Genomic DNA, 22,532 nt, shown 5'->3' with positions numbered 1-22,532 from the left:
ATCCTCTGTTGCTTAGCAAACCTCTCTTATGCTGAATGCCGAGACTTAGACAGTATAAAAGCGGCAAACGAAAAATCATTGACTCTCCTTCCCGGAGAAGTGTTCTTACCCGCTAGAGTACTTAAAAAACATCACCCTAGTGGAGTTAAAGAAGTCGCGAGCTACATCAAGTCGGAGGATTTATATTATACCGTCTTTTCAAACGTCGACGCACAGTGTAATGCTACTCTTATTAAACGCACCAATGGCAAATATTAAAAAACTCACAATATATTAAGGAAGGTGCATTAATTTATTATGAGCTTAATGTCTTACTTTACGTTTCTTCAATTCAAGAATAAAATCGATCACTTCTTAGATACAGAGTCTGACTTGTCTTTTTTGACTTCTTTCTCTTCTGAGTCGTCTTCTTCCTCTTCTTCACCTAATTTAGAAATTTCTTCAAGTTTTTGAATCACTCGGGCGTTGATACTGCCTTCAGGGTACTCTCCCTCCGCATCAATACTGCCTGCTTCAATTCCAGTTAATAAGTTAAGCGCTTCATCAGCTGTTGCAATAGCGTAAATAGAGAAATTACCTTTCGATACAGCGTCTAGAACTTCGTCAGACAGCATCAAATTATTCGCATTGGATTTCGGAATGATAACACCCTGGGTGCCAGTCAACCCTCTGGCGTTACATACATTGAAGAATCCCTCAATCTTCTCATTCACTCCACCAATTGCTTGCACTTCACCGTATTGGTTCAATGACCCCGTAATCGCCAAATCTTGACGCAAAGGCACCTGTATCAAAGCCGATAGTAAACAACACAACTCAGCCGTAGAAGCACTGTCTCCATCTACGTAACCGTAACTTTGCTCCATGGCAATAGAAGCCGAAATCTCTAGTGGGAATCGCTGCGCGTATTTACTTCCCAAATACCCCGACAATATTAACACCCCTTTAGAGTGAATATTTTGCCCAAGGTTAGACTCCCTTTCTATATCAATGATACCCTTACCGCCGGGGTAAACAGTGGTTGAAATTCTTGCTGGCGCACCAAAGCTACTATCGCCAATCTGCATTACAGTCAAACCATTTATTTTACCAACGGCCATACCATCGCTTTCAAGCAACACGGTACCATCGACAATCTCTTCGATGATCTTTTCACTCACACGCCCGGTGCGGTGCTTCTTAGCCTTCAGAGCTCGTTTAATATGAATATCCGTAGTCAGTTCATCTTTGGCTAATTGACGAATAAAATCGGCTTCACCTAACAATTCAAAAACGTCGCCAATACGAGCCGACATCTCTTTTTGATGTTCTGCAAGGCGACTGCTGTACTCAATTAATGTCGCAACACCAGCTTGAGTAACATCGGCATAATTTTCTTTCAGTACTCGGTCATTCAATAAGCGAGAAAATGCCATTTCTGACTCTTTATTGCGCTTAAGAGTGTCATCAAAATCAACCAATACACGAAACATGTCTTGAAAATCCGGATCGGCATCTTGTAACAAGTAATAGATTTCACGTGAGCCAATTAAAACAACTTTTACTTTTAATGGCACATCTTGAGGAGCCAAAGTTGTTGTATTCGTCAACCCTAAATCTGAATAAGGGTGCTCAATTTTAAGTGTTTTACTTTTCAAAGCTCGCTTTAATGCTTCCCATAAATAGTGGTCGGTTAGCAACTTCTCAGCATCTAAAATTAAGTAACCGCCATTAGCCGCATGCAGGCTTCCAGAGCGAATCAAGCGATGATTCGTAATTAACATCCCTTGGTCACTGCTGTACTCCACTTGCCCAAAAAGATTGCGATAAGTGGGATGTGCGTCATAGACAACCGGCATACCACTGTCCATTTCATGCTTTACTGCTACGTTAGGAAGATAAAGTTCTTCATAAATTTGACGTCTTCCAGTATCATCACGGTTCTCTGTCACCTTATCATCGACCATTTGATCAATAATATTCTTATCTAAATCGTCCCGCATTTCTTTTAAATACGCTGAAACCTGCTCATTATCCTGATAAAAATCAAACAAAGGCTGCATGAAGGGGTCAAGCGCCTCCTTCACTGTTTCTAAGTTCAGTAACTTATGCTCTTCATACGTAGCGCGCTTCCATTGCGGTAAAATCAATAACTCATTGTTTAAAAGTTGCTCCAATTGCGAAACACCGTTTTGGAAAGCATCGCGATCTTCGTCTGACAAAGCCGCAAATTCATTATCTTCCAACGCTTTTCCATCACGCATCGGTGCAAAACTAACAGACGATGCATCGCGGTACATAGCAACGCCGATTTTGACAGATTCTTTCTCTACTTTATTAATCGCAGATTCATACAGTTCATTAAAATCACGGTCAATCGCACTTTTCTGCTGTTGATACGTTGGATTCTCAAACGCCGCAGGAAAGATCACCATCAATCCATCAATAACGTCTTTGATGTGCTCTTCAAACACTTTTGCACAACCTGGAGCAAACTCAATTGCTTTAGGGCAACGACTGTCATCAAAATTATTAACATAAACCCACTCATTAGGTGCGTCTTGTCTTTTTGCTTCGCTTTTTAAATAACTCATTACATAAGAAGAACGCCCTGTGCCGGAGTCCCCCATCGCGTAAATGTTGTAACCAGGACGCTGCATTGCAACCCCAAACTGAATCGCCTCGACAGCACGCTCCTGACCCAGAATACCGTTTAATGGCTCCAGCTCGGACAACTTTGTAAATTCAAGGTGAGACTCAGGGACTTTTGCACAGAGTTTATCAAGAGATATTGGGCTTACCGTAAATGTCATTCATCATCTTCCTAAGTCATTTCGTCCACAAATTTAACAAAATTGAGTTGCGGTACGAATAAATATACAACGGATTATTAAATTCAATATAAACCGATTTACACATTAAAACACTGAAAACTGTTTCAATTTGAAAAGTTTCATTACCTTATAAGTGACACTAACCTATTGACGAGAGTAAATTTAATGGCGATGCGCGTTTAAAATGACCATAAAAATTGGCTGCCGTTATTTCTAATAATTCTTCATATCGCACACCTTTAACATCCGCCACAAATTGAGCCACATCAGCGACGTATTTTGGTTCATTCTTTTTCCCTCTATGAGGAATTGGCGCTAGATAGGGTGAATCCGTTTCCACCAACAAACGATCAAGAGGCAGCTTCCTAACAACGTCCCTTAATTCTTCTGCGTTTTTAAAAGTAACAATTCCTGCAATCGAAATTAAATAATTTTCTTCTAACGCCTGTTTTGCCATTTCATAAGTTTCTGTAAAACAATGCAATACACCGCCTGAATGCGTATTACCGTAATCTTTTATCAACTGTATGGTATCTTGCCTTGCTTCACGAGTATGAATAATGACAGGTAAATTCAGCTCGCCAGCACTCGTTAGATGCAAAGCAAAGCTATCCTGTTGTGCTTTATGCATTTTTTTATCGGATTCATAATGATAGTCCAACCCCGTTTCCCCAAGTGCAACAACCTTGGGATGTTTAGCAAGTTCAATCAATCGTTTTTCATCTTTTAACAAACCTTCGGCATGCAACGGATGCACACCCGCAGAGGCATAAACACCGTCTCTTTCGGTAAACTCTAATATTTTAGGCACCCCTTCCAGATCAACTGAAATACTGACAATTTGCTTAACTCCTAGCTCTGCAGCCGCATCCAAAGCACCCTCTAAACTGCCGTTATAGGGAGACAAATCCAATCCATCCAAGTGACAATGAGTATCTATTAACATAAGTCAGCTAAACCATTTATTAATTTCATATTTAAATTGCATCAGGGCATTTAAATTTGTACGCCCTACATTTTCTTTTAGTTGTTGTAACGATGTATAAAGTGTCAACATTTTATGCACACCAAAACGAGAAAGCATTTTTTCATATAAGCTTAAGTGTTCAATAACACCAGTATGAGAAACAGAGAAAAGCACACTTTGGTGACATAATGCTTGAGTGGCTTTGATATAATCCAATACGTTTTTACTATCAAGACCTTTTAAAAAAGAGGTTACATTGGATGATAAGTCAATGCACAATTCCAACCTGTCAGGAAACTCTAGATAAAACACATCTTTTCCAGAATCGGACAATTGCGCCAATTCATAAGGTTGTGTTGTCAACCAAAAAAGTGCATCTAAATTTTTATCCGAATAATTATCAGCAAGCCATTGACGAACGTCATTCTCATTAGGTGTTGGTACATTAATCAACAAACATCGACTTTTAATCGTTGGTAACAAACTAGCTGCTTGAAAAGCCGTCAGTAAAAAATATGTTCCTTGCGGTGGCTCCTCTAAAATCTTAAGTAATGCATTCGATGCATTCATATTCATACTTTGAACATGCATGAGATGCAATACCTTGGTTTTACCAACCTGCGCTTTTTTTGAAACCTGCTTACTCAATGTCCGAATTTGATCTACTTTGATACTGTCCTTACGACCATCAACTAGATAATAGTCAGGGTGTGTATTCGCCTTCATAAGCTCACAAGAGTGACACACACCGCAAGCAGAAGAAGATCGCTCACACATCAGATCCATTGAAAGTAGGTTCGATAATACTTCTTGACCCACCCCTTGAGGGCCAATAATTAGCAAAGCATGAGAAAGCGACTGGCTTTGCTTTAATGCAACAATCTGGCGATATTCGTCTTCCAACCATATAGGCAAAGACATTAATACTTATCCAAATGAAACGCAGCGTTTAGAGCAATATCAATATCCTTTAAAACGGCCTTTATGGATTGGCTTGCATCAACAATGGAAAACCGTCCTTTATCCTTATAAGCCCTCTCCAAAAAACCTTGCCTCACTTTTTCATGGAACTCAACAGACTCTTTATCTAATCGATCAGATTGCTGGCGAGATTGCACTCTCTGTAGACCAATTTCGACGGGGACATCTAATAAAATCGTCCTATCAGGCAGGCACTCTTTAACAACCCAATCCGATAAGGTTTGAATTTTATCCATATCACCACCACGGGCAACACCTTGATAAACAAAAGAGGAATCAATAAAACGATCCGAAACCACACACAGCCCCGAATCCAAGGCGGGTTTAATTTTCTCGTTAATATGTTGAGCTCGAGAAGCGAAAACCAATAACAGTTCGGTTAAATCATGGACTGACTCTTCTCTGTCATTAAGCACTAACTGACGTATGTCCTCTGCTAACGATGTACCACCAGGCTCTCGTGTCGTTAAATAAGGTATGCTTTTATTTTCAAGCCATGATTGAATGTAAGCCAAACAAGTAGACTTTCCACTCCCTTCACCACCTTCCAAAGAAATAAACCGGCCTTTCATACTATTCCTTAAGACTATTGTTGTTTTGGGGAAGAAGTGTAATCAGCACGTCGTTTAAAGCGCTGGTATTCTGCAACGGCGTTGTTATGTTCACGTAAAGTACGTGAAAAAGCATGCGTCCCATCACCTTTGGCAACAAAATAAAGTGCATCCGTTTGACCAGGGGAGACAGCGGCATCAATAGATTCTTGACCGACATTAGCAATCGGGGTGGGCGGCAAACCAAAAATTCGATATGTGTTGTATGGTGTTTTAGCACGGAGGTGTGCTCTCGTTAAGTTGCCATCAAATTGACGACCCAATCCATAGATCACTGTTGGATCGGTTTGCAACCGAATATTTTTCCTCAATCGGTTTACAAAGACTTTAGAGATAAGTGGTCTCTCAAAAGCCGCCCCCGTTTCTTTTTCTATGATAGATGCCAATACTAATGCTTCATAAGAATTCTTAAGCGGTGTCTGTTTGTTTCTTTTTCCCCACGCTTCTTCAAGCTCTTCTAATAATTTTTTATGCGACCTTAGTAAAATGGTAGCATCTGTATCACCTTTATAATACAAGTAGGTATCAGCAAAAAACATGCCTTCCGAATTAGGATAAGGTAAATCTAATTTTTTTGAAATCTCAATACTTGATAACCCAGACAAGGTCATTTCGATATTTTTTTGTCCTGATAATGCCTCAAGATATTCTTGAGTCGTTTTACCCTCCAAGAGAGTCACACGATAATGAACCGCATCACCAGAATCCAGCTTATTTAGAACATCAATTATGTTCATTTGAGGGGTTAACTCATATTCCCCTACTTTCAATACCAATTGAGGATTTAACCTTGAAGCCACTTTCATTAATAAAGAATGGTGAATCCAACCTCTTGCGGCCATTTGTGAGCCGATTCTAGTGGTTGTATAACCTGGTTTTACTTCGTAGATAATAGGCTCATCTATCATGATAGGTTGGGTCACCCCATAATATAAAGTCCCAGCGGACAAACCAATCAACATAATCGCCAACAACAATAAACGCCACAACCAAGTCACTATAAACATCTACAGCCCAAATTCAGTAATTCATTATGTTTTTAATTTTACGGGTATTAATACCGATTGGAAGAGATTGACCGATAAAATTCGTTATCGGTACCACCCCTATCAAACTATTTGTGATAAATATTTCGTCAGCCGACATTAAACTCCCAACAAGATAACTCCCAATCTCAATTGGAAAGTGAGTATTTTCTCTTAATACTCGGCTTCGCATCGTTCCTTGAACACCACTTTGATTAAGTATAGGAGTATGCAATACCTCATTTTTAAACCAAAAAAGATTACTTTGTATGCACTCAGCTAAAAAACCATTACCATCCAACATAACATCTTCAAAACAGCCTTTTGTCAAACGCCCCTTCGCCATCACATTTTCCAATCTGTTTAGATGTTTCATACCTGCTAAGTATCGATTCATACCAGAAGGAATAGATGAAATACCTAGACTCACCCCAAGCAAACTCTGTTGACTGTAGTTAGGAGCAATAGAAGTGGAAATGATGACCGTAGGAGAAGCATCCGAATTTGGCAAATACCCTCTACCACCCGCACCTCTGCTAACAATAACCTTAATAACATGAGGGTCATGAAAAGACGCGGCTAAATTCGTAATAAAGTCAAACAATTCGACTTGCTGCGCAGAGTTAAAAGGGATATTTAGTTTCAAGCAACTTCTAGATAACCTTTGGAGGTGATCAGGAAAATTGTGGACTTGGTTATTTTCAACAAAAAGTGTTTCAAATAATCCATCACCATACGAAATACTGCGATCGTTTAGAGGAAGAGAATCATTGAGAGTGTAATTTAGGTAGGTTGTCATAAGTTTATTATTTCATTTAACTGCAATGCCAAGCATACTAACGCAAATAAATGGCGTCCCATAGGGGGTTCGAACCCCTGTTACCGCCGTGAAAGGGCGGTGTCCTAGACCTCTAGACGAATGGGACGCAACAACCTATTTCTAGGTTTTAATAGTGAAAAACTAATACCCCTCACTATCTTTTAAACTTGGAGCGGGAAACGAGGCTCGAACTCGCGACCCCAACCTTGGCAAGGTTGTGCTCTACCACTGAGCTATTCCCGCATTTTCTTATTAATTACTGATTTATCAGCAATCTTTTAATAATGGCGTCCCATAGGGGGTTCGAACCCCTGTTACCGCCGTGAAAGGGCGGTGTCCTAGACCTCTAGACGAATGGGACGCAACAACCTATTTCTAGGTTTTAACAGTGAAAAACCAATACCCCTCACTATCTTTTAAACTTGGAGCGGGAAACGAGGCTCGAACTCGCGACCCCAACCTTGGCAAGGTTGTGCTCTACCACTGAGCTATTCCCGCATTTTCTTATTAATTGCTGACTTATCAATAATCTTTTAATAATGGCGTCCCATAGGGGGTTCGAACCCCTGTTACCGCCGTGAAAGGGCGGTGTCCTAGACCTCTAGACGAATGGGACATAACAACCTATTTCTAGGCTTTAATAGTGAAAAACTAACACCCTTCACTATCTTTTAAACTTGAAGCGAGGCTCAAACTCGCAACCCCAATCTTGTCAAGGTTGTGTTCTACCACTGAGCTATTCTCGCATTTTATACTTCGATTATTACCTTAAAGCAACAAACGATTTAACTAATGGCGTCCCATAGGGGGTTCGAACCCCTGTTACCGCCGTGAAAGGGCGGTGTCCTAGGCCTCTAGACGAATGGGACATAAAAACCTATTTCTAGGTTGTTATACTGAAAGACCAATGCCCTTCCTTCACTATTCTTTATTTGGAGCGGGAAACGAGGCTCGAACTCGCGACCCCAACCTTGGCAAGGTTGTGCTCTACCACTGAGCTATTCCCGCATATCGCATCACATTTCTTTTGACATTACACTTTTAAAAATACTAACTTAATGGCGTCCCATAGGGGGTTCGAACCCCTGTTACCGCCGTGAAAGGGCGGTGTCCTAGACCTCTAGACGAATGGGACGTAAATGCATATTGCTGTGTGAGCGGGTGCGTATATTACTGTTACTAGCCTGAAAATCAACAGTTTTTTTCAATTTTCTGTTAAAGTAATTAAGTTTTTCTCATTTAACCCAATGAATTAGCTTTATGGAGCCAAAACATGCTTAAAAAAGCCCTTCTCGGTACTGCATTCTCAATAACCCTTCTCTCTTCTATTGGCTGCGCGAACACAACACACCATATAAACCTAGACCCATCAGTGGAATTAAAATCGGCACAACTAAGCAATAGCCATCAAATCAAAGTGAAAGTAACTAATTACTTAGACAAGAATATCGGCTCAATTGATACAGCAATTCATGAACATGCAGATTTACTAATCAGCAATGAAATTGAAGAAAGCATCAAATCCAAAATAAGTGAAGGACTCACTAAACTAGGCTATCAACTGGATAAAGGAGAGCTACCTGCAAACCTTTTGACGGTTGATGTAACTCAGCTAAGCTATACAACCACCACAGAAGCATTAAAAACCATTGCAAAATTACAATTTAACTTAAAAGCGACTTTAAAAAGCGGCAATCAAACTTATTCTGCAAATTACGGCTCCGAAGTAACAGATGAATACGGATCGTTACCCGATCAAAAGAAAGTAGAAAAGTCATTAAACCAATTAGCAGGACAAACCGTTAACCGATTACTCAATGATTCCAACATTCGTATTTTATTAAAATAACACGAAAGAATCACGTATCTTTTAATGAACTTTTTAGCCAACACCTAGGGAAGGTGCGAATAAGTCCTCTTGTCTCTTCATGTGGATAAAAGCCGGCTATTCGAGGCGAGTATCGAATGTGAATAGCTGGCCTATTTTCGAGATACTCAACAAAGAATACTGGCTTTTAGACCATGCCCTGCGAGTCTTAGTAGACTTATTCGCACCTTCCCTAGATAAGTAGGGACACATTCACCACCCACCCTGCTTATCTATTAATTCCCCCATCAACTCGCCACCGATTCAATCACTTTCAAACCGTTACCTATTACAGTAGGGGCCTCACAAGCCAATAACATATTGAATAAAGCAACCATAATCCGACATTGAATCAATCCCATATATTCCCGTCCTTATTCATCTGGCCGCAGATTTATTTTCCTCACCTACCTTGCAATACCTAATCCCTTCAATCAAATCACTCACCCCAAACAAAAGAACCCATATATACAAACTTGAACCACTTTCCTGCCCTATCTATCAAAGACAGTACCTGTTCGAGATAAGATCAAACCATACACCACCTCTTTTATTCAGGACAAAAAAAAACAGTGACACTAAATTAATAACCTCACCGTCTTTATATTTTTACACAATGTATTTACACACAACTTAGTTAAAGGATTTGGCCGCTCACTTATAAATTGTATTTTTGTTTTTCAAGAATGTATGCTGTTAAGATAATAGCCACTTCTTTAGTCATATTTGTAAATCGAACACCATAAACAAAAAAGTACTCTGCTCCCATTTTTGTCAGGAAATCATTATCCACTATACTCGCCTGCACTTGTTCAAGCATTTGAATTTCTTGAGAACGAATTTCACACTCCAATTTAAGAAGGTGAGGATAACCAGCCACTTTGATGTTAACCGCCATTTTCATCTTAGCATTAACCGAACCAATGTCTTCTTTTGATATCAGCTTCATTCCCCCAGCACTTAAATCGATCATAATACCGTTTGATGCAGCCAAAATACTGTGTTCATTTTTAACCGTATCCAACGCACAAATAAGCTTTGTTTCGATACGCATAGCCTGACGAACAACGGAAGTTTCAACAAACTTAGGGTATGCGATATGCAGATGGGGAGTGGGGTCTAAGTAGCTTTTCGCAACTTGACTAGAAAAAGCAGAAACCGATGTATTTAACATCAAACGAACATTTACAACCTGACTATCACGAACAATAATGCTTTTTCCATTTACTTTTGGGCAAGTAAGAATCAGTGAACGACTCGGAATATAGCCGACAATTTTCACCATATGACGGGAAGATGGCGAAATAAACTCTATTTGAGCACTCTCCCCCAAAGCGATATCTAGATCATTCAATTGAGATTCAATTAACTCTGCCATGCAACCTTCTTTAAACAATACGGCCAGAAAAACCTAATTCCGTAAAAAAATTTTTATTATTAACACGACATGTATTAAACTCATCGCGCTCAACATAATTCTTTCTTAAAACATCAAATGATTTTGCATCCTGCTTACGCCCCTTATAAACAGACCGCATATAGCTGTCATCATGCATAACATCATAAATTGAATTAACAACTTTAGAAACAACATCGAGATTTCGCTCGTCTTCGATGCATACTATAGATGAAATAAACCCTTTTGAAATACAATCTTTGAAATTATTCGACACGCTCAAATTAAAATATTTTACAAATGCCTCAAAGATCATTAACGTTCCAATCTCTCTACCTTGCTTACTGTAGCCAGCAATATGAGGCGTCGCAACATCCACTATCGATAATGTCTCACGTGAAATATCAGGTTCCCCCTCCCAAACATCAAAAATCAAATTAAGCTGGGAATCTAATTCATCGTACCGTTTTAACAGGGCCTTTTCATCTATTACACCACCGCGCCCTGCTGAAATAATACTCGCGCCAGACGACAATTGAGACAACATAACATCATTAACCATATGATAAGTAGGATACTCCCCACTCAATGTAAGAGGAGCGTGCAAACAAATAATATCGCACTGCATCACTCTATCTAAAGAAACAAAAGAAACATCACCTTCTTCCCTTTTATATGGATCATAGACAACTAAGTCACATCCAACTCTCTTTAGTCGACTGTGGACGACCTGACCTACATTACCAAAACCAATAACGCCAATTTCACTAGAGAGCCAATCAACCCCCTTGTTAGAATGCAAATAACACAAGGAGCTAATAACATAATCGGCAACAGCATTCGCATTACAACCTGGAGCACTCGCAAAATCAATACCATGATCAATCAAGTAAGACTGGTCAATATGATCCACTCCAATGGTTGCCGTGCCAACAAACTTCACCATTGAGTCCTGCAACAACGCCCTATTAACTTTGGTCACAGACCGAACCAACAACACATCCGCATCCTGCACCTGCTTGTTCGTCAGACTACGTCCATCCACTAAAGTAACATCACCAAAAGTCGAAAAAAGCTCCGCCACTTTGGGCATATTTTCATCCGCAATGATGCGTAATTTTTTCTTTAAGAAGGTCATATAACGCCTTATGAATACCTTGAGTTTCCAATAAATACATACAGAAAGCCTCTACTCTTTGAGGAAAGCCATTATTTACATAACTCAAAAACTGATCATCAACCAAGCCCTCAAAAGGCTCTGTACTATAATCTTGAAGACTTAAATTGTCAGCACTCACCCTAAAAGGAATACCTAACACCAAATGAAACGCTTTTTCGATGGCCTGAGGCTTTACTTCAACTGCTTCAAATTTTTTTTGCAACTCCAAAGTACGATTATCAGGTTCGTACCAATAACCATAATCTTCGAGTTGCAAACGCGCATCACCAGCCACACACCAGTGGCTAATTTCATGCAAAGCACTAGAAACATAATCCAAACGAAAATGAATTTTTGCAGGGACATCACCGCCTGCACCTGGGCTGTACAATGGCTCACTTGCCCCACCAACAAGCCTTACATGATGACTCCGCTCAAAGCATCCATTAAAGCATAAGATTAATTCATCAGCTGAAAACACAACACCTCTCTATCAAAAACACAAGTACAGTTATATCCGACAAACACAAAAAAAACCACACAATAAAGTGTAGAAATTTCAGCGTCATTTTTATGACTAAATGAAAGGATGAATTATATAAAATAGAAGAATAAAAACATTTACCCTCTAAAGTAATTACTCGAAACAAATGGCATTGCCGTTTTAATTAGAGGGATATTTTTACCGCGAACAACAGCACAAAGTGTTGAATCTAACATTTCGGTTTGAATATAAGCCATTACAATCGGTACAGATAGAGAAGGGGAAAAACCACCACTTGTAACCAAACCAACCACTTGACCGTCTTCATTAACAACTTCACAGCCTTCCCTAACAGGCACTTTACCATCAACAATAAAACCAGCACGTTTTTTCATTGGCTTAGTGTCAAACTCTGGCAAAATTTTATTTGCACCTAAGAAACCACCCTCACGCTCACCACCCAAACGACGGACTTTTTGAATAGCCCAATTTAAAGAAGCGCTAACCGGAGTTGTCGTTACATCAATATCGTGACCGTATAAACACAAACCCGCTTCTAAACGCAGAGAATCACGCGCACCCAAACCAATCCATTCAACCTCTGAATAAGAAAGCAATGCATTTGATAAATTTGCCGCATCTTCTGCAGGAACAGAAATTTCATAACCATCTTCGCCCGTATAACCAGAACAACTTACCCAAAGCTCAACGCCATTCCAAACAAACTTCTTACTGTGCATGAACACCATATCAGCCACTTCAGGAACAAGCTCAGACATAACAGAACGAGCAGATGGACCCTGCAACGCCAGCAAAGCTCTATTTTCAACAGGAACAACATTGCATCCTACGAGCGATGCCTTCATATGCTCAATGTCTTGCTCTTTGCAAGAAGCATTCACAACAACAAATACCTCATCTCCCCAGTTCGCAAACATCAAATCGTCTGAAATACCGCCATCCGCAGTGGTAAACAAACCGTACCTTTGCTTGCCTTCCTCCAATCCTAATACATCAACAGGTAAAACTTCCTCTAACTTAATTTTAATATTCTCTCCTGACAACATGACTTGCCCCATATGAGACACATCAAATAAACCGGCATGTTCACGCACCCATAAATGTTCTTTTTTCACACCCAAAGGGTACTGAACGGGCATTTCATATCCCGCAAACTCAACCATTCTAGCGCCAGCTTCTAGGTGTAAATCAAATAACGGTGTTTTTTTCATGACATTGCCCCATAGACATTATTTAGTTTCCAATAAGAAACAGGGTAACTATTTTTAATCTCCAATTACAAGAGAAAAATCTTTATTTTAAGCTCATAAGAGCATCCGCTTACCTGACTAATAAAGCGCTAGCAACCAAGGAAAAAAAGCTAGAAAGCAGAATCAACTCACTCAAAAAAGCAAAAATTTCTTACAGAGAAAAATATTTCAAGAAAAGCTTGTTTCCAATAGGAAACTTTTATTCTATGATTTAGACATTAAGACAGCATCAATAATGACCAGAAGTACTAAAAAGTTGATATTTTTTCATTATTAAAAGTAAAGCTAGTGATATTATATACGCGACAACTTTGCACACCTGTGCGTACTTGTATTAAATATAGAGGAAATTTTACGAATGGCTAATACCGACACATTTTTCAGCCAAGAATTGGCTCAAAGCGATGCAGAACTTTTTTCAACTTTGGCTAAAGAAGGAGAACGTCAAGAAACTGGCATCGAATTAATTGCTTCAGAGAACATCGTTTCCAAAGCAGTTTTACAAGCTCAAGGCTCGGTTTTAACGAACAAGTATGCTGAAGGCTATCCTGAAAAGCGCTACTACGGTGGTTGTGAAGAAGTAGACATTACTGAACAACTAGCTATCGATCGTGCAAAAGCATTGTTTAATTGCGAATTTGTCAACGTTCAACCACACTCTGGCGCACAAGCAAACGGCGCCGTATTTTTAGCACTTTTGCAGCCAGGTGATACCATTCTTGGCATGTCACTTTCGGCAGGCGGTCACTTAACTCACGGTGCGCCACCAGCTCAATCAGGAAAATGGTTTAATGCTGCTCAATATGGCGTATCTGAAGAAACATTAAATATTGATTACGATGCGGTTGAAGCTAAAGCAATTGAATGCAAACCAAAACTGATCATTGCTGGCGGTTCTGCAATCCCACGAACTATTGATTTCAAACGTTTCCGTGAAATCGCAGACAAAGTTGGCGCTTATTTATTAGTTGACATGGCTCATATTGCAGGACTAGTTGCAACGGGTGTTCACCCTTCTCCTCTTGAACATGCTCATGTTGTCACAACAACCACTCATAAAACACTTCGCGGCCCTCGTGGTGGTATGATACTTACTAATGATTTAGCTCTTGGTAAGAAAATCAACTCAGCTGTTTTTCCCGGATACCAAGGTGGTCCATTAATGCACGTTATCGCCGCTAAAGCCGTTGCATTTGGAGAAGCGTTGCGTCCTGAATTTACTGATTACATAAAACAAGTCGTAAAAAATGCTCAAACACTTGCAGCTGTTATGATTGAACGTGGTTGTGATGTTGTAACGGGTGGTACAGATACTCACCTAATGCTAGTTGACCTTCGTCCAAAAGGTTTGAAAGGTAATGTAGCGGACCAAGCGCTAGAGCGTGCTGGCATTACCTGTAATAAAAATGGCATTCCATTTGACACAGAGAAACCAATGGTGACATCTGGTATCCGTTTAGGTACACCAGCAGCAACAAGCCGTGGCTTTGGTGAAGTAGAATTCAGCCAAATTGGTCACCTAATCAGCGATGTTTTAGATGGTCTAGTTGCAATGCCTGAAGGAAACCCAGAAGTAGAAGCTCGTGTACGTAAAGAGGTGTTTGAGCTTTGTAAACGCTTCCCACTTTATCGTTAAGTCACTTTATCCGCGCAGAAATACACAGCCTGAAATTCATTTTTATGATTTCAGGCTCATTTATAGAGGCTAAATTATGAACAACATCCCAGAAAACTTAAAATACGCTGAATCCCATGAGTGGGTTCTAGATAATGGAGATGGAACGGTTACAGTAGGCATTACTGACCATGCTCAAGAATTATTGGGTGACGTTGTGTATGTTGAACTTCCAGAAGTCGGCGCAGAAGTGACGGCAACAAAGCAATTCTCTCTTATTGAATCAGTTAAAGCGGCTTCCGATATCTACGCACCGGTGTCTGGTGAAGTTACAGAAGTAAACGAAGCTCTTTCTGACGAACCAGAAATGATCAATGACGCGCCATTTGAAGGTGCGTGGATCGCTAAAATCAAACTTAGCAACGCCTCTGATTTAGACGACCTTTTAGACGCTGCTGGCTACCAGACTGTTATTGAATAAACCGTTATTGATCACACATTGTTGAATGGCAATTCAAACATTGCTACTTCCCAACAGTGTGGCACAGGTCTTGCTTTTCACTTATTGAGAAGCAAGATGCTTTACCCTCCTCCACAAATTTATAAAGGTGTTAAGTTACCATGACTTCGTGCATTCGTGATTTTCTTGGAAACGATGAGTTTATTGCCCGCCACATAGGGCCTGATACTGCTGAAAAACAGTCCATGCTTGAAACCATTGGCTTAAAGAGTGTAGATGCGCTGATTGAGAAAACCATTCCTCAATCCATTCGTCAAAACGATCTAGACATGAGCCAGCAACCTATCACAGAAAATGACGCTCTTTCTCTTTTAAAAGCCATCGCCTCCAAAAACAAAATCGCGAAGTCTTTCATCGGTCTTGGCTATCATGATACATTAGTGCCTTCTCCTATTTTACGAAACCTATTAGAAAATCCTGGTTGGTATACGGCTTACACACCTTACCAACCTGAAATTTCTCAAGGTCGCTTAGAAGCGCTATTAAACTTCCAGCAGGTCATCATTGACCTAACGGGAATGGAAATTTCTAATGCATCATTACTAGATGAAGCAACCGCAGCGGCGGAAGCCATGACACTCATGGCACGCTCAAACAAAAAGAAGTCCAATCTTTTATTCGTTGCACGTAATTGCCTACCTCAAACCATCGATGTCGTAAAAACTCGCGCAGAGATGCTAGACATTGACATTATTATTGATGACATTGAAAACCTATCATCGCATGATATTTTCGGTGCCATTATTCAATACCCAGGCACAGACGGCTCAGTACGAGACTTAGCACCTATTATTACTAAGTGTCACGAACAAAAAGCCCTTGCCAGTGTTGCAGTAGACCTGCTGTCTCTTGTTTTATTAAAGTCACCGGGCGAAATGGGCGCAGACATTGTATTTGGCTCAAGCCAGCGCTTTGGGGTTCCGATGGGCTTTGGTGGTCCACATGCTGCATTCCTTGCCACTAAAGACGCTTACAAACGCTCAATGCCAGGTCGTATTATCGGCGTTTCCGTTGATCGTCACGGTAACAAAGCTCTGCGCATGGCAATGCAAACCCGTGAACAACACATACGTCGCGAGAAAGCCACATCCAACATCTGTACCGCGCAGGCATTATTAGCAATGATGTCAGGCTTTTATGCTGTCTACCATGGGCCACAAGGCCTAAAACGCATCGCCAATCGCGTCGCAAACCTAACACACTGCTTTTCAGAATCTCTTAATAGCAACGGCTTCACATTAAACAATAGTCATTTTGATACACTGGTCATCCAAACAGGCGATCGCACTGATCAAATAATGCAAGCTGGCGCAGATAAGTTAATGAACTTCTACCGCGCATCCGATTCGACGATATCTATTTCATTCAGTGAAACCACTAAAACAGCGGATTTAGTGGATTTGGCTGAATGCTTTGGCTTCAAATTAACTCAAGATTATGTAGAAAGCTTTAGCGGTGGCGTTGGTTTTGATGACGCACAATTAAGAACTGACGACATACTGTCTCATCCTGTGTTCAATACCCATCACAGCGAAACTGAGCTAATGCGTTACATGCGACAATTAGAAGTGAAAGACATAGCTCTAAATCAAAGTATGATTGCCCTAGGCTCTTGCACGATGAAGCTAAATGCCGTATCAGAAATGCTGCCCGTAACATGGCCTGAATTTGGCAGCATCCACCCATTCGCACCAAACAATCAAGTCACTGGTTATCAAGCTCTATTGGATGATCTTGTTGAAATGCTCTCAAAAGCCACAGGCTATGACACCATGTCCTTACAGCCTAACTCAGGCGCTCAAGGTGAGTACGCAGGTCTAATTGCAATAGACCGTTACCATAAGTCTCGCGGTGATAATGACCGTAATATTTGCCTAATCCCAAGCTCTGCACATGGAACCAATCCAGCATCCGCTGCACTAGCAGGCATGAAGGTTGTGATTGTTAAATGCGATGCTGACGGCAACATTGATGTGGTTGATTTGGCTGAGAAAGCAGAGAAACACTCAGACAAACTCAGCTGTATCATGGCAACTTATCCATCGACACACGGTGTATTCGAAGAAGCCATTCGAGAAGTTTGTGACATCGTGCATAAGTTTGGCGGTCAAGTTTACATTGATGGTGCCAACTTAAACGCGGTCGTCGGTATCGCACCGCCGGGCTTATTTGGTGGTGACGTTTCTCATCTTAATCTTCATAAGACATTCTGCATCCCTCATGGAGGCGGTGGCCCTGGTATGGGCCCGATTGGTGTTAAGTCTCATTTAGCGCCGTTCTTACCGGGACACGCAGTGAAACCAGTTACCGTATTGAACTTGGTAAACAAAGTGCAAAATGGCGCCGTTTCCGCTGCACCTTACGGCAGTGCGAGCATTCTTGTTATCACTTGGATGTACATGAAAATGATGGGAGATGAAGGTCTAAAATCCGCTACATTGCATGCCATTTTGAATGCAAACTACGTAGCTAAGCGCTTAGAACAGCATTACCCCATTCTGTTTACAGGCACCAATGATACTGTTGCACACGAATGCATTGTTGATATCCGCTCTCTGAAAGCCGAATCAGGCATTACAGAAGAAGACATTGCAAAACGCTTAATCGACTTTGGTTTCCACTCACCAACCATGTCATTCCCCGTTGCTGGCACCTTGATGATTGAGCCAACTGAATCGGAAAACCAAGAAGAGATCGATCGCTTCTGTGACGCTATGATTCAAATACGCAAAGAAATCAGCAAGATTCAAAATGACGAGTGGACGTTAGAAGATAACCCAATTGTCCATGCACCTCATACTGCTGATAGCTTACTGTCTGATGAATGGCCACACAGCTACACACGTAAAGAAGCCGCTTACCCTCTTAGCTGGATAAAAAACCGTAAATACTGGCCGCCTGTTGCCCGTGTAGACAATGTTTATGGTGATCGTAATTTAATGTGTGCATGCCCACCCATTGAAAGCTATGAAGATTAAGTAATATGCGTGTTTAACCAACACCCCAAAAGACAAACTTCGGTTTGTCTTTTTTTTGCAATAAATTTCACTTCAATAACAAAAAGCAACATGATATTTGATGATTAAACTCAGCAAAAGCCTTACTTTTTAAGCTAATACACTGTGTATCTCGCTTTAACACAAAAGTTTGCAATTCTTTTTTAGCAGAATGATTTTATCTACAGCACAAATAAGGATGATTAAACGATGCGTCTTTCATCAAAATGTCATTTAGTAAACCTATCTTTATTTTTCACTGTTTTCTTAGGAGTATTACAAGCAGAAGAGATTAAAATATATAACTGGGAGGCTTTTTTATCACCTACCGTTATTACACAATTTACCAAAGAAACAGGCCATACCGTCTCCCAAACTTTTTTTGATAATGACCATCAAATAGGCAGCTTATTCGCCAATGGCAAATCAAAGCTCTTTGATTTACTTATGATTCAAAGCTCTCGATCTGATTCATTCGGTGCACGCGGTTATTTAAAACCCATAGCCCCATTAAAACTCAAAAACTTAGAACTAATAGACAGTATATGGCTAGAAAGTTGCGGGACATTCAGTTTACCTTACAGCTGGGGAACAGCAGGTCTTGCATATCGATCCAGCTTAGTCGACAAACCCATTCAATCATGGAATGATTTTTTCTATCCAAACGATGTATTCAAAAATCGCATTATTGCTCAAACCGATGCCACCACACTCACCGAAACTGCACTCATTCATTTAAGAAAAGATCCGAATAGCGAAAATGTGACTGAGCTTAAAAAAGCATATAATGTATTGCTCGATCAAAAGCCTTATATACTCGAATATAAGTACGGCATCACCTATGCGAACGAACACAAAACAAACAGCCAAATGGCAATGACCTTGGCTTTTTCAGGTGATATCGAAGAGATAATAACTAAGACTCAACAAAATGACTGGGTTTATACTATACCTAAAGAAGGAACAATGCTGTGGGTTGACTGCCTCAGTCTACCTGCCGACAAAGAAATCAAACAGGCCACCATTGATTTTCTTAATTTTATCAATCAACCTGAAATAGCCGCGCTAAATTCTGTGGAGGCTCACATAACAACCGTGAATAAAGACGCGTTAAAACACCTCCCCAGAGACATTTTAGACAACATTGAACTCTACCCCACTCAGGCGATTATTGATATAAGTCACCCATATAGAACATTAAAACCAGCAAGCTACAAAATCAGACAAAAAATGATGAACGCGTTAACGTTAGATCAATAGTGAGGATTGCCTTATAAAACTTGTCACTCGAATGAATTGGGTTCTGCTCCCAATTCTTACATTGGTTTTTTTTGCAGTGTCCTCATTTGCAATATTTTCTCTTGTTGATGAGAAAAAGAATGAACTGACTCTTCAATCCGAGGAGACTTTGGTATTGCTGCATCACAACACAATGTTTAAAAAGAAAATTCTGGAAGGAATCATCAGGCAAATATTGAACAGCCCAGAGATGATTGATGGCGCAACGCAAAGCGACAATTTCCTCAAAAATGTGGTTATTGAAGACATTTTATTTTTGCATTTTAAGCAATCCAAAACCGTATTACCTGATATTAGAGCCATTCAATTTATAGACTACCAAGGCAATTTGCTTTTCAGCTTGGACAATACCTCTCCATTTGATGAAAGTCGCCTTGAACCCATTCCAAAAGACAGCATGCTTTGGCTCAGTATGAATGATGAAAAACGCCATATCCCTACACATTTTTTTAATAAAGACACCGATGGACAACCTATTATCGGTTTTATACAGCCTTTTTCAGCCAGATTATTTACCGACTTAAACTTACTTATTTCAAATGCTAAAGGCATTTCTTACGCCATTATTACCAGCAATATCGCCATTGATCCTAATTTAGAAAACTCATTAGGTTTACATTACCAAACCTTATTAACTAGAAACACAACGAAAAAGCTATCCGAGGATATGTTCGAAACAAATATCCAATTAGAAAAATCCACCCTAACCAACTCACTTTATACCGCCACATTAATATCAGATGGGCCACAATTTGAAAAATCCATTAAGCAAATCTTTTACTCAATTTATCTATTAGCATTCATCATTGCTTTAATTACTTATTATATTCTACGATCTCTTTTCTTTAAAAACTTGATAAAGCCTTTGTTACGTTTATCAAAGAAAATCAAAGCATCCGAGCACGATAAAAACATCCACCTCTCTTACATTGATAACAATGATGAGATTTCTGAACTCAATAACGCCTACCTAAATCTTTTACGCAATGATTCATTGACAGGACTATTAAATAGAAACAGCTTCCTATACTCCTTACAAAATTCAATCGAAATAGCAAAAAAGAACGATTGGGAATTTTCAATTATTTACATCGATTTAGATAACTTCAAAAAAGTAAATGATCAATATGGTCACGCAACAGGAGATGATTTATTAGTAGAATTCAGTAAAAAACTTACTGAAATTACCAATAATGAACGCTCCAATTCAAGCCCTAACACCCATTATAAAAACGCGCTTGCTAGGCTCTCTGGTGACGAATTTATTGCAAGCATTTCAAACAACAACAATTTGCTAGATATAGTAGATGATATAAACTCACTGTTTAACAATGGATTTTTAGTCGAAAAAACCAGACACAATGTCTATGCAAGCATCGGTATCGCACACTTCCCAGCGGATGCTACAGAAGCGAAAGAGCTCATTAGTTGCGCAGATGCAGCCATGTACGCGGCAAAAGAAAACGGTAAAAATCAATACTGCATTTTTTCCACCAACATTGATCAGAAGACAAAACGCAGACAGTTTATTGAACAAACACTCTCAAACGCGCTCAACCAAAATGCATTGAAATTGGTTTTCATGCCAATATACAACACTGCAACTTGCAAAATAGAAGCCTTCGAAGTGCTTCTACGCTGCCCTGAATTAGCAAAAACGTCCATCGGCCCAGATGAGTTTATTCCTATTGCAGAATCTTCTGGCTTGATTCGCAGCATTGACTTATGGGTATTGGAAAATGCCTTCCAAAATTTTGAAACGCTAAAGAAACAACACAATTTTAAAGGTTACCTATCCATTAACATCTCTGGAATGGAATTAGGTAACGACGCGTTCCCTTCTGAATTAAAAAAGCGTATTATTCAATATAAAATTGACCCTCAGAAAATCGAGCTGGAAATCACAGAAACCAGCCTCGTGTCTATCGATGACAAAAGCCTATCCCTGTTTCACAAGATTAAAGCTCTCAATGTTAAAATTTCACTCGACGATTTTGGCACTGGCTATAGCTCATTTAACCAGTTGTCGTCATTTCCAGTAGACACGCTAAAAATTGATAAAACCTTCATTGACACACTAGAAAATATAAACAAGGATGAGCACTCTCTACTGAACATCATACTCTCACTTGCTGAACTCTATAATTTAAAAGTTATTGCCGAAGGCGTTGAAACCAAAAAACAAATGGATCATTTAATGTGGTACGGGTGCCACCTCATGCAAGGATACTATTTAAGCAAACCCATTCCATTCGACGATCTTGTGCTCATATTGCATGAAAAATTTCAAGAACCGCAACACCCTACTAACTTATAATATTCAACGACAATGAAATATCTTTATCGCCTCCAAATAGCCAATTGAATAAAATAAGGCTAAAAATGAACATCGAAGTCGCGCTGGTCAGCTCATTTACAGTAAATGGAACAGATGCCCCCCGCAGGTGTCGTACTTAATGCAGATTAACTGTCAGACGCGTAGAAATTATGCATTGCACAGGCAATAGCTCATTCAGAAACGGGGTTTGTTGTCAGCAATGACGAGGCCGATTATGAAGTATCTTTTTTACCACAACAGGAGAAGTGTAAGCGTACGGCAAACCACACCTTGTTTCTATCTTAGAGCTTAATATTCCAAGGCAGCAGGTCTTCTAGGCTGTCCTCTGTATTGCGCTTCGGAAGTTCTTCAAATAATTTCACTAGATATT

The 22,532-nt window shown here is 40.0% G+C and carries 16 protein-coding genes and 9 tRNA genes; 6 read left to right on the top strand and 19 right to left on the bottom strand.

The window, feature by feature from the left end:
• Positions 1-347 precede the first annotated feature (347 nt).
• The 15 genes from ACMUMJ_RS15055 to ACMUMJ_RS14985 form a co-directional block, all read right to left on the bottom strand.
• Entirely contained in the window at positions 348-2,792 is a 2,445-nt protein-coding gene (locus tag ACMUMJ_RS15055; RefSeq protein WP_414679670.1) for a Lon protease family protein, read from the bottom strand.
• Positions 2,793-2,952: 160 nt separating this feature from the next.
• Positions 2,953-3,759: a TatD family hydrolase gene (locus ACMUMJ_RS15050; protein ID WP_414679669.1), complete on the bottom strand. Its 807-nt coding sequence runs from the start codon at positions 3,757-3,759 to the stop codon at positions 2,953-2,955.
• 3 nt (positions 3,760-3,762) lie between these two features.
• On the bottom strand, positions 3,763-4,701 hold the full coding sequence (gene holB, locus ACMUMJ_RS15045; RefSeq protein ID WP_414679668.1) for a DNA polymerase III subunit delta': 939 nt from the start codon (positions 4,699-4,701) through the stop codon (positions 3,763-3,765).
• A complete protein-coding gene (gene tmk / locus ACMUMJ_RS15040) occupies positions 4,701-5,333 on the bottom strand; it encodes a dTMP kinase (protein WP_414679667.1) in 633 nt (210 codons plus the stop codon). The genes holB and tmk overlap by 1 nt, the downstream gene beginning before the upstream one ends.
• Positions 5,334-5,347: 14 nt before the next feature.
• Positions 5,348-6,379 carry an endolytic transglycosylase MltG gene (gene mltG, locus ACMUMJ_RS15035; RefSeq protein WP_414679666.1) on the bottom strand — a complete coding sequence of 344 codons (1,032 nt, stop codon included), beginning with the start codon at positions 6,377-6,379 and terminating at the stop codon, positions 5,348-5,350.
• Between the two features lie 13 nt (positions 6,380-6,392).
• Positions 6,393-7,196 (bottom strand): aminodeoxychorismate lyase, encoded by an 804-nt coding sequence (gene pabC / locus ACMUMJ_RS15030; protein ID WP_414679665.1) that lies wholly within the window; start codon positions 7,194-7,196, stop codon positions 6,393-6,395.
• 51 nt (positions 7,197-7,247) lie between these two features.
• Positions 7,248-7,323: transfer RNA gene (locus ACMUMJ_RS15025), tRNA-Glu, on the bottom strand.
• A gap of 62 nt (positions 7,324-7,385) precedes the next feature.
• Positions 7,386-7,460: transfer RNA gene (locus ACMUMJ_RS15020), tRNA-Gly, on the bottom strand.
• A gap of 42 nt (positions 7,461-7,502) precedes the next feature.
• A tRNA-Glu gene (locus ACMUMJ_RS15015) sits at positions 7,503-7,578 on the bottom strand.
• Between the two features lie 62 nt (positions 7,579-7,640).
• Positions 7,641-7,715, bottom strand: a tRNA-Gly gene (locus ACMUMJ_RS15010).
• Positions 7,716-7,757: 42 nt separating this feature from the next.
• Positions 7,758-7,833, bottom strand: a tRNA-Glu gene (locus tag ACMUMJ_RS15005).
• 61 nt (positions 7,834-7,894) lie between these two features.
• Positions 7,895-7,959, bottom strand: a tRNA-Val gene (locus ACMUMJ_RS15000).
• A 51-nt stretch (positions 7,960-8,010) separates the two neighbouring features.
• Positions 8,011-8,086, bottom strand: a tRNA-Glu gene (locus tag ACMUMJ_RS14995).
• Between the two features lie 64 nt (positions 8,087-8,150).
• Positions 8,151-8,225: transfer RNA gene (locus ACMUMJ_RS14990), tRNA-Gly, on the bottom strand.
• A 51-nt stretch (positions 8,226-8,276) separates the two neighbouring features.
• Positions 8,277-8,352: transfer RNA gene (locus ACMUMJ_RS14985), tRNA-Glu, on the bottom strand.
• Between the two features lie 138 nt (positions 8,353-8,490).
• Here ACMUMJ_RS14985 and ACMUMJ_RS14980 point away from each other — a divergent pair.
• Positions 8,491-9,066, top strand: coding sequence for a YajG family lipoprotein (locus tag ACMUMJ_RS14980; protein ID WP_414679664.1), 576 nt, complete (start codon positions 8,491-8,493; stop codon positions 9,064-9,066).
• Positions 9,067-9,742: 676 nt separating this feature from the next.
• Here ACMUMJ_RS14980 and ACMUMJ_RS14975 read toward each other — a convergent pair.
• From ACMUMJ_RS14975 to gcvT, 4 genes are all read right to left on the bottom strand, one after another.
• A complete protein-coding gene (locus tag ACMUMJ_RS14975; RefSeq protein ID WP_414679663.1) occupies positions 9,743-10,462 on the bottom strand; it encodes a flagellar brake protein in 720 nt (239 codons plus the stop codon).
• Positions 10,463-10,472: 10 nt separating this feature from the next.
• Positions 10,473-11,618, bottom strand: a complete 1,146-nt coding sequence (locus tag ACMUMJ_RS14970) for a 4-phosphoerythronate dehydrogenase (RefSeq protein WP_414679662.1) — start codon at positions 11,616-11,618, stop codon at positions 10,473-10,475.
• Positions 11,578-12,120 (bottom strand): elongation factor P hydroxylase, encoded by a 543-nt coding sequence (locus tag ACMUMJ_RS14965; protein ID WP_414679661.1) that lies wholly within the window; start codon positions 12,118-12,120, stop codon positions 11,578-11,580. Before ACMUMJ_RS14965 ends, ACMUMJ_RS14970 begins: the two co-directional genes overlap by 41 nt.
• 140 nt (positions 12,121-12,260) lie before the next feature.
• Positions 12,261-13,355, bottom strand: coding sequence for a glycine cleavage system aminomethyltransferase GcvT (gene gcvT / locus ACMUMJ_RS14960; protein ID WP_414679660.1), 1,095 nt, complete (start codon positions 13,353-13,355; stop codon positions 12,261-12,263).
• 397 nt (positions 13,356-13,752) lie between these two features.
• Between gcvT and glyA the strand changes: the two genes are divergently transcribed.
• From glyA to ACMUMJ_RS14935, 5 genes are all read left to right on the top strand, one after another.
• On the top strand, positions 13,753-15,030 hold the full coding sequence (glyA, locus tag ACMUMJ_RS14955) for a serine hydroxymethyltransferase (protein ID WP_414679659.1): 1,278 nt from the start codon (positions 13,753-13,755) through the stop codon (positions 15,028-15,030).
• A 76-nt stretch (positions 15,031-15,106) separates the two neighbouring features.
• Positions 15,107-15,490, top strand: coding sequence for a glycine cleavage system protein GcvH (gcvH, locus tag ACMUMJ_RS14950; RefSeq protein WP_414679658.1), 384 nt, complete (start codon positions 15,107-15,109; stop codon positions 15,488-15,490).
• 140 nt (positions 15,491-15,630) lie between these two features.
• Positions 15,631-18,507 carry an aminomethyl-transferring glycine dehydrogenase gene (gene gcvP, locus ACMUMJ_RS14945; RefSeq protein ID WP_414679657.1) on the top strand — a complete coding sequence of 959 codons (2,877 nt, stop codon included), beginning with the start codon at positions 15,631-15,633 and terminating at the stop codon, positions 18,505-18,507.
• Between the two features lie 228 nt (positions 18,508-18,735).
• On the top strand, positions 18,736-19,785 hold the full coding sequence (locus tag ACMUMJ_RS14940) for an ABC transporter substrate-binding protein (RefSeq protein WP_414679656.1): 1,050 nt from the start codon (positions 18,736-18,738) through the stop codon (positions 19,783-19,785).
• Between the two features lie 76 nt (positions 19,786-19,861).
• Positions 19,862-22,141: a putative bifunctional diguanylate cyclase/phosphodiesterase gene (locus ACMUMJ_RS14935; RefSeq protein ID WP_414679655.1), complete on the top strand. Its 2,280-nt coding sequence runs from the start codon at positions 19,862-19,864 to the stop codon at positions 22,139-22,141.
• The last annotated feature ends 391 nt before the right edge of the window (positions 22,142-22,532 follow it).

The organism is Marinomonas phycocola (assembly GCF_047525455.1).
Taxonomy (GTDB): Bacteria; Pseudomonadota; Gammaproteobacteria; order Pseudomonadales; family Marinomonadaceae; genus Marinomonas.
Note: the sequence above shows the minus strand (reverse complement) of the source record. Positions and strands in the feature narration are given on the sequence as shown.

Excerpts from the sequence above, each read along its gene's own strand:
- ACMUMJ_RS15055 (WP_414679670.1), bottom strand. The coding sequence starts at position 2,792 with ATGACATTTACGGTAAGCCCAATATCTCTTGATAAACTCTGTGCAAAA.
- ACMUMJ_RS15050 (WP_414679669.1), bottom strand. The coding sequence starts at position 3,759 with ATGTTAATAGATACTCATTGTCACTTGGATGGATTGGATTTGTCTCCC.
- holB (WP_414679668.1), bottom strand. The coding sequence starts at position 4,701 with ATGTCTTTGCCTATATGGTTGGAAGACGAATATCGCCAGATTGTTGCA.
- tmk (WP_414679667.1), bottom strand. The coding sequence starts at position 5,333 with ATGAAAGGCCGGTTTATTTCTTTGGAAGGTGGTGAAGGGAGTGGAAAG.
- mltG (WP_414679666.1), bottom strand. The coding sequence starts at position 6,379 with ATGTTTATAGTGACTTGGTTGTGGCGTTTATTGTTGTTGGCGATTATG.
- pabC (WP_414679665.1), bottom strand. The coding sequence starts at position 7,196 with ATGACAACCTACCTAAATTACACTCTCAATGATTCTCTTCCTCTAAAC.
- ACMUMJ_RS14980 (WP_414679664.1), top strand. The coding sequence starts at position 8,491 with ATGCTTAAAAAAGCCCTTCTCGGTACTGCATTCTCAATAACCCTTCTC.
- ACMUMJ_RS14975 (WP_414679663.1), bottom strand. The coding sequence starts at position 10,462 with ATGGCAGAGTTAATTGAATCTCAATTGAATGATCTAGATATCGCTTTG.
- ACMUMJ_RS14970 (WP_414679662.1), bottom strand. The coding sequence starts at position 11,618 with ATGACCTTCTTAAAGAAAAAATTACGCATCATTGCGGATGAAAATATG.
- gcvT (WP_414679660.1), bottom strand. The coding sequence starts at position 13,355 with ATGAAAAAAACACCGTTATTTGATTTACACCTAGAAGCTGGCGCTAGA.
- glyA (WP_414679659.1), top strand. The coding sequence starts at position 13,753 with ATGGCTAATACCGACACATTTTTCAGCCAAGAATTGGCTCAAAGCGAT.
- gcvH (WP_414679658.1), top strand. The coding sequence starts at position 15,107 with ATGAACAACATCCCAGAAAACTTAAAATACGCTGAATCCCATGAGTGG.
- gcvP (WP_414679657.1), top strand. The coding sequence starts at position 15,631 with ATGACTTCGTGCATTCGTGATTTTCTTGGAAACGATGAGTTTATTGCC.
- ACMUMJ_RS14940 (WP_414679656.1), top strand. The coding sequence starts at position 18,736 with ATGCGTCTTTCATCAAAATGTCATTTAGTAAACCTATCTTTATTTTTC.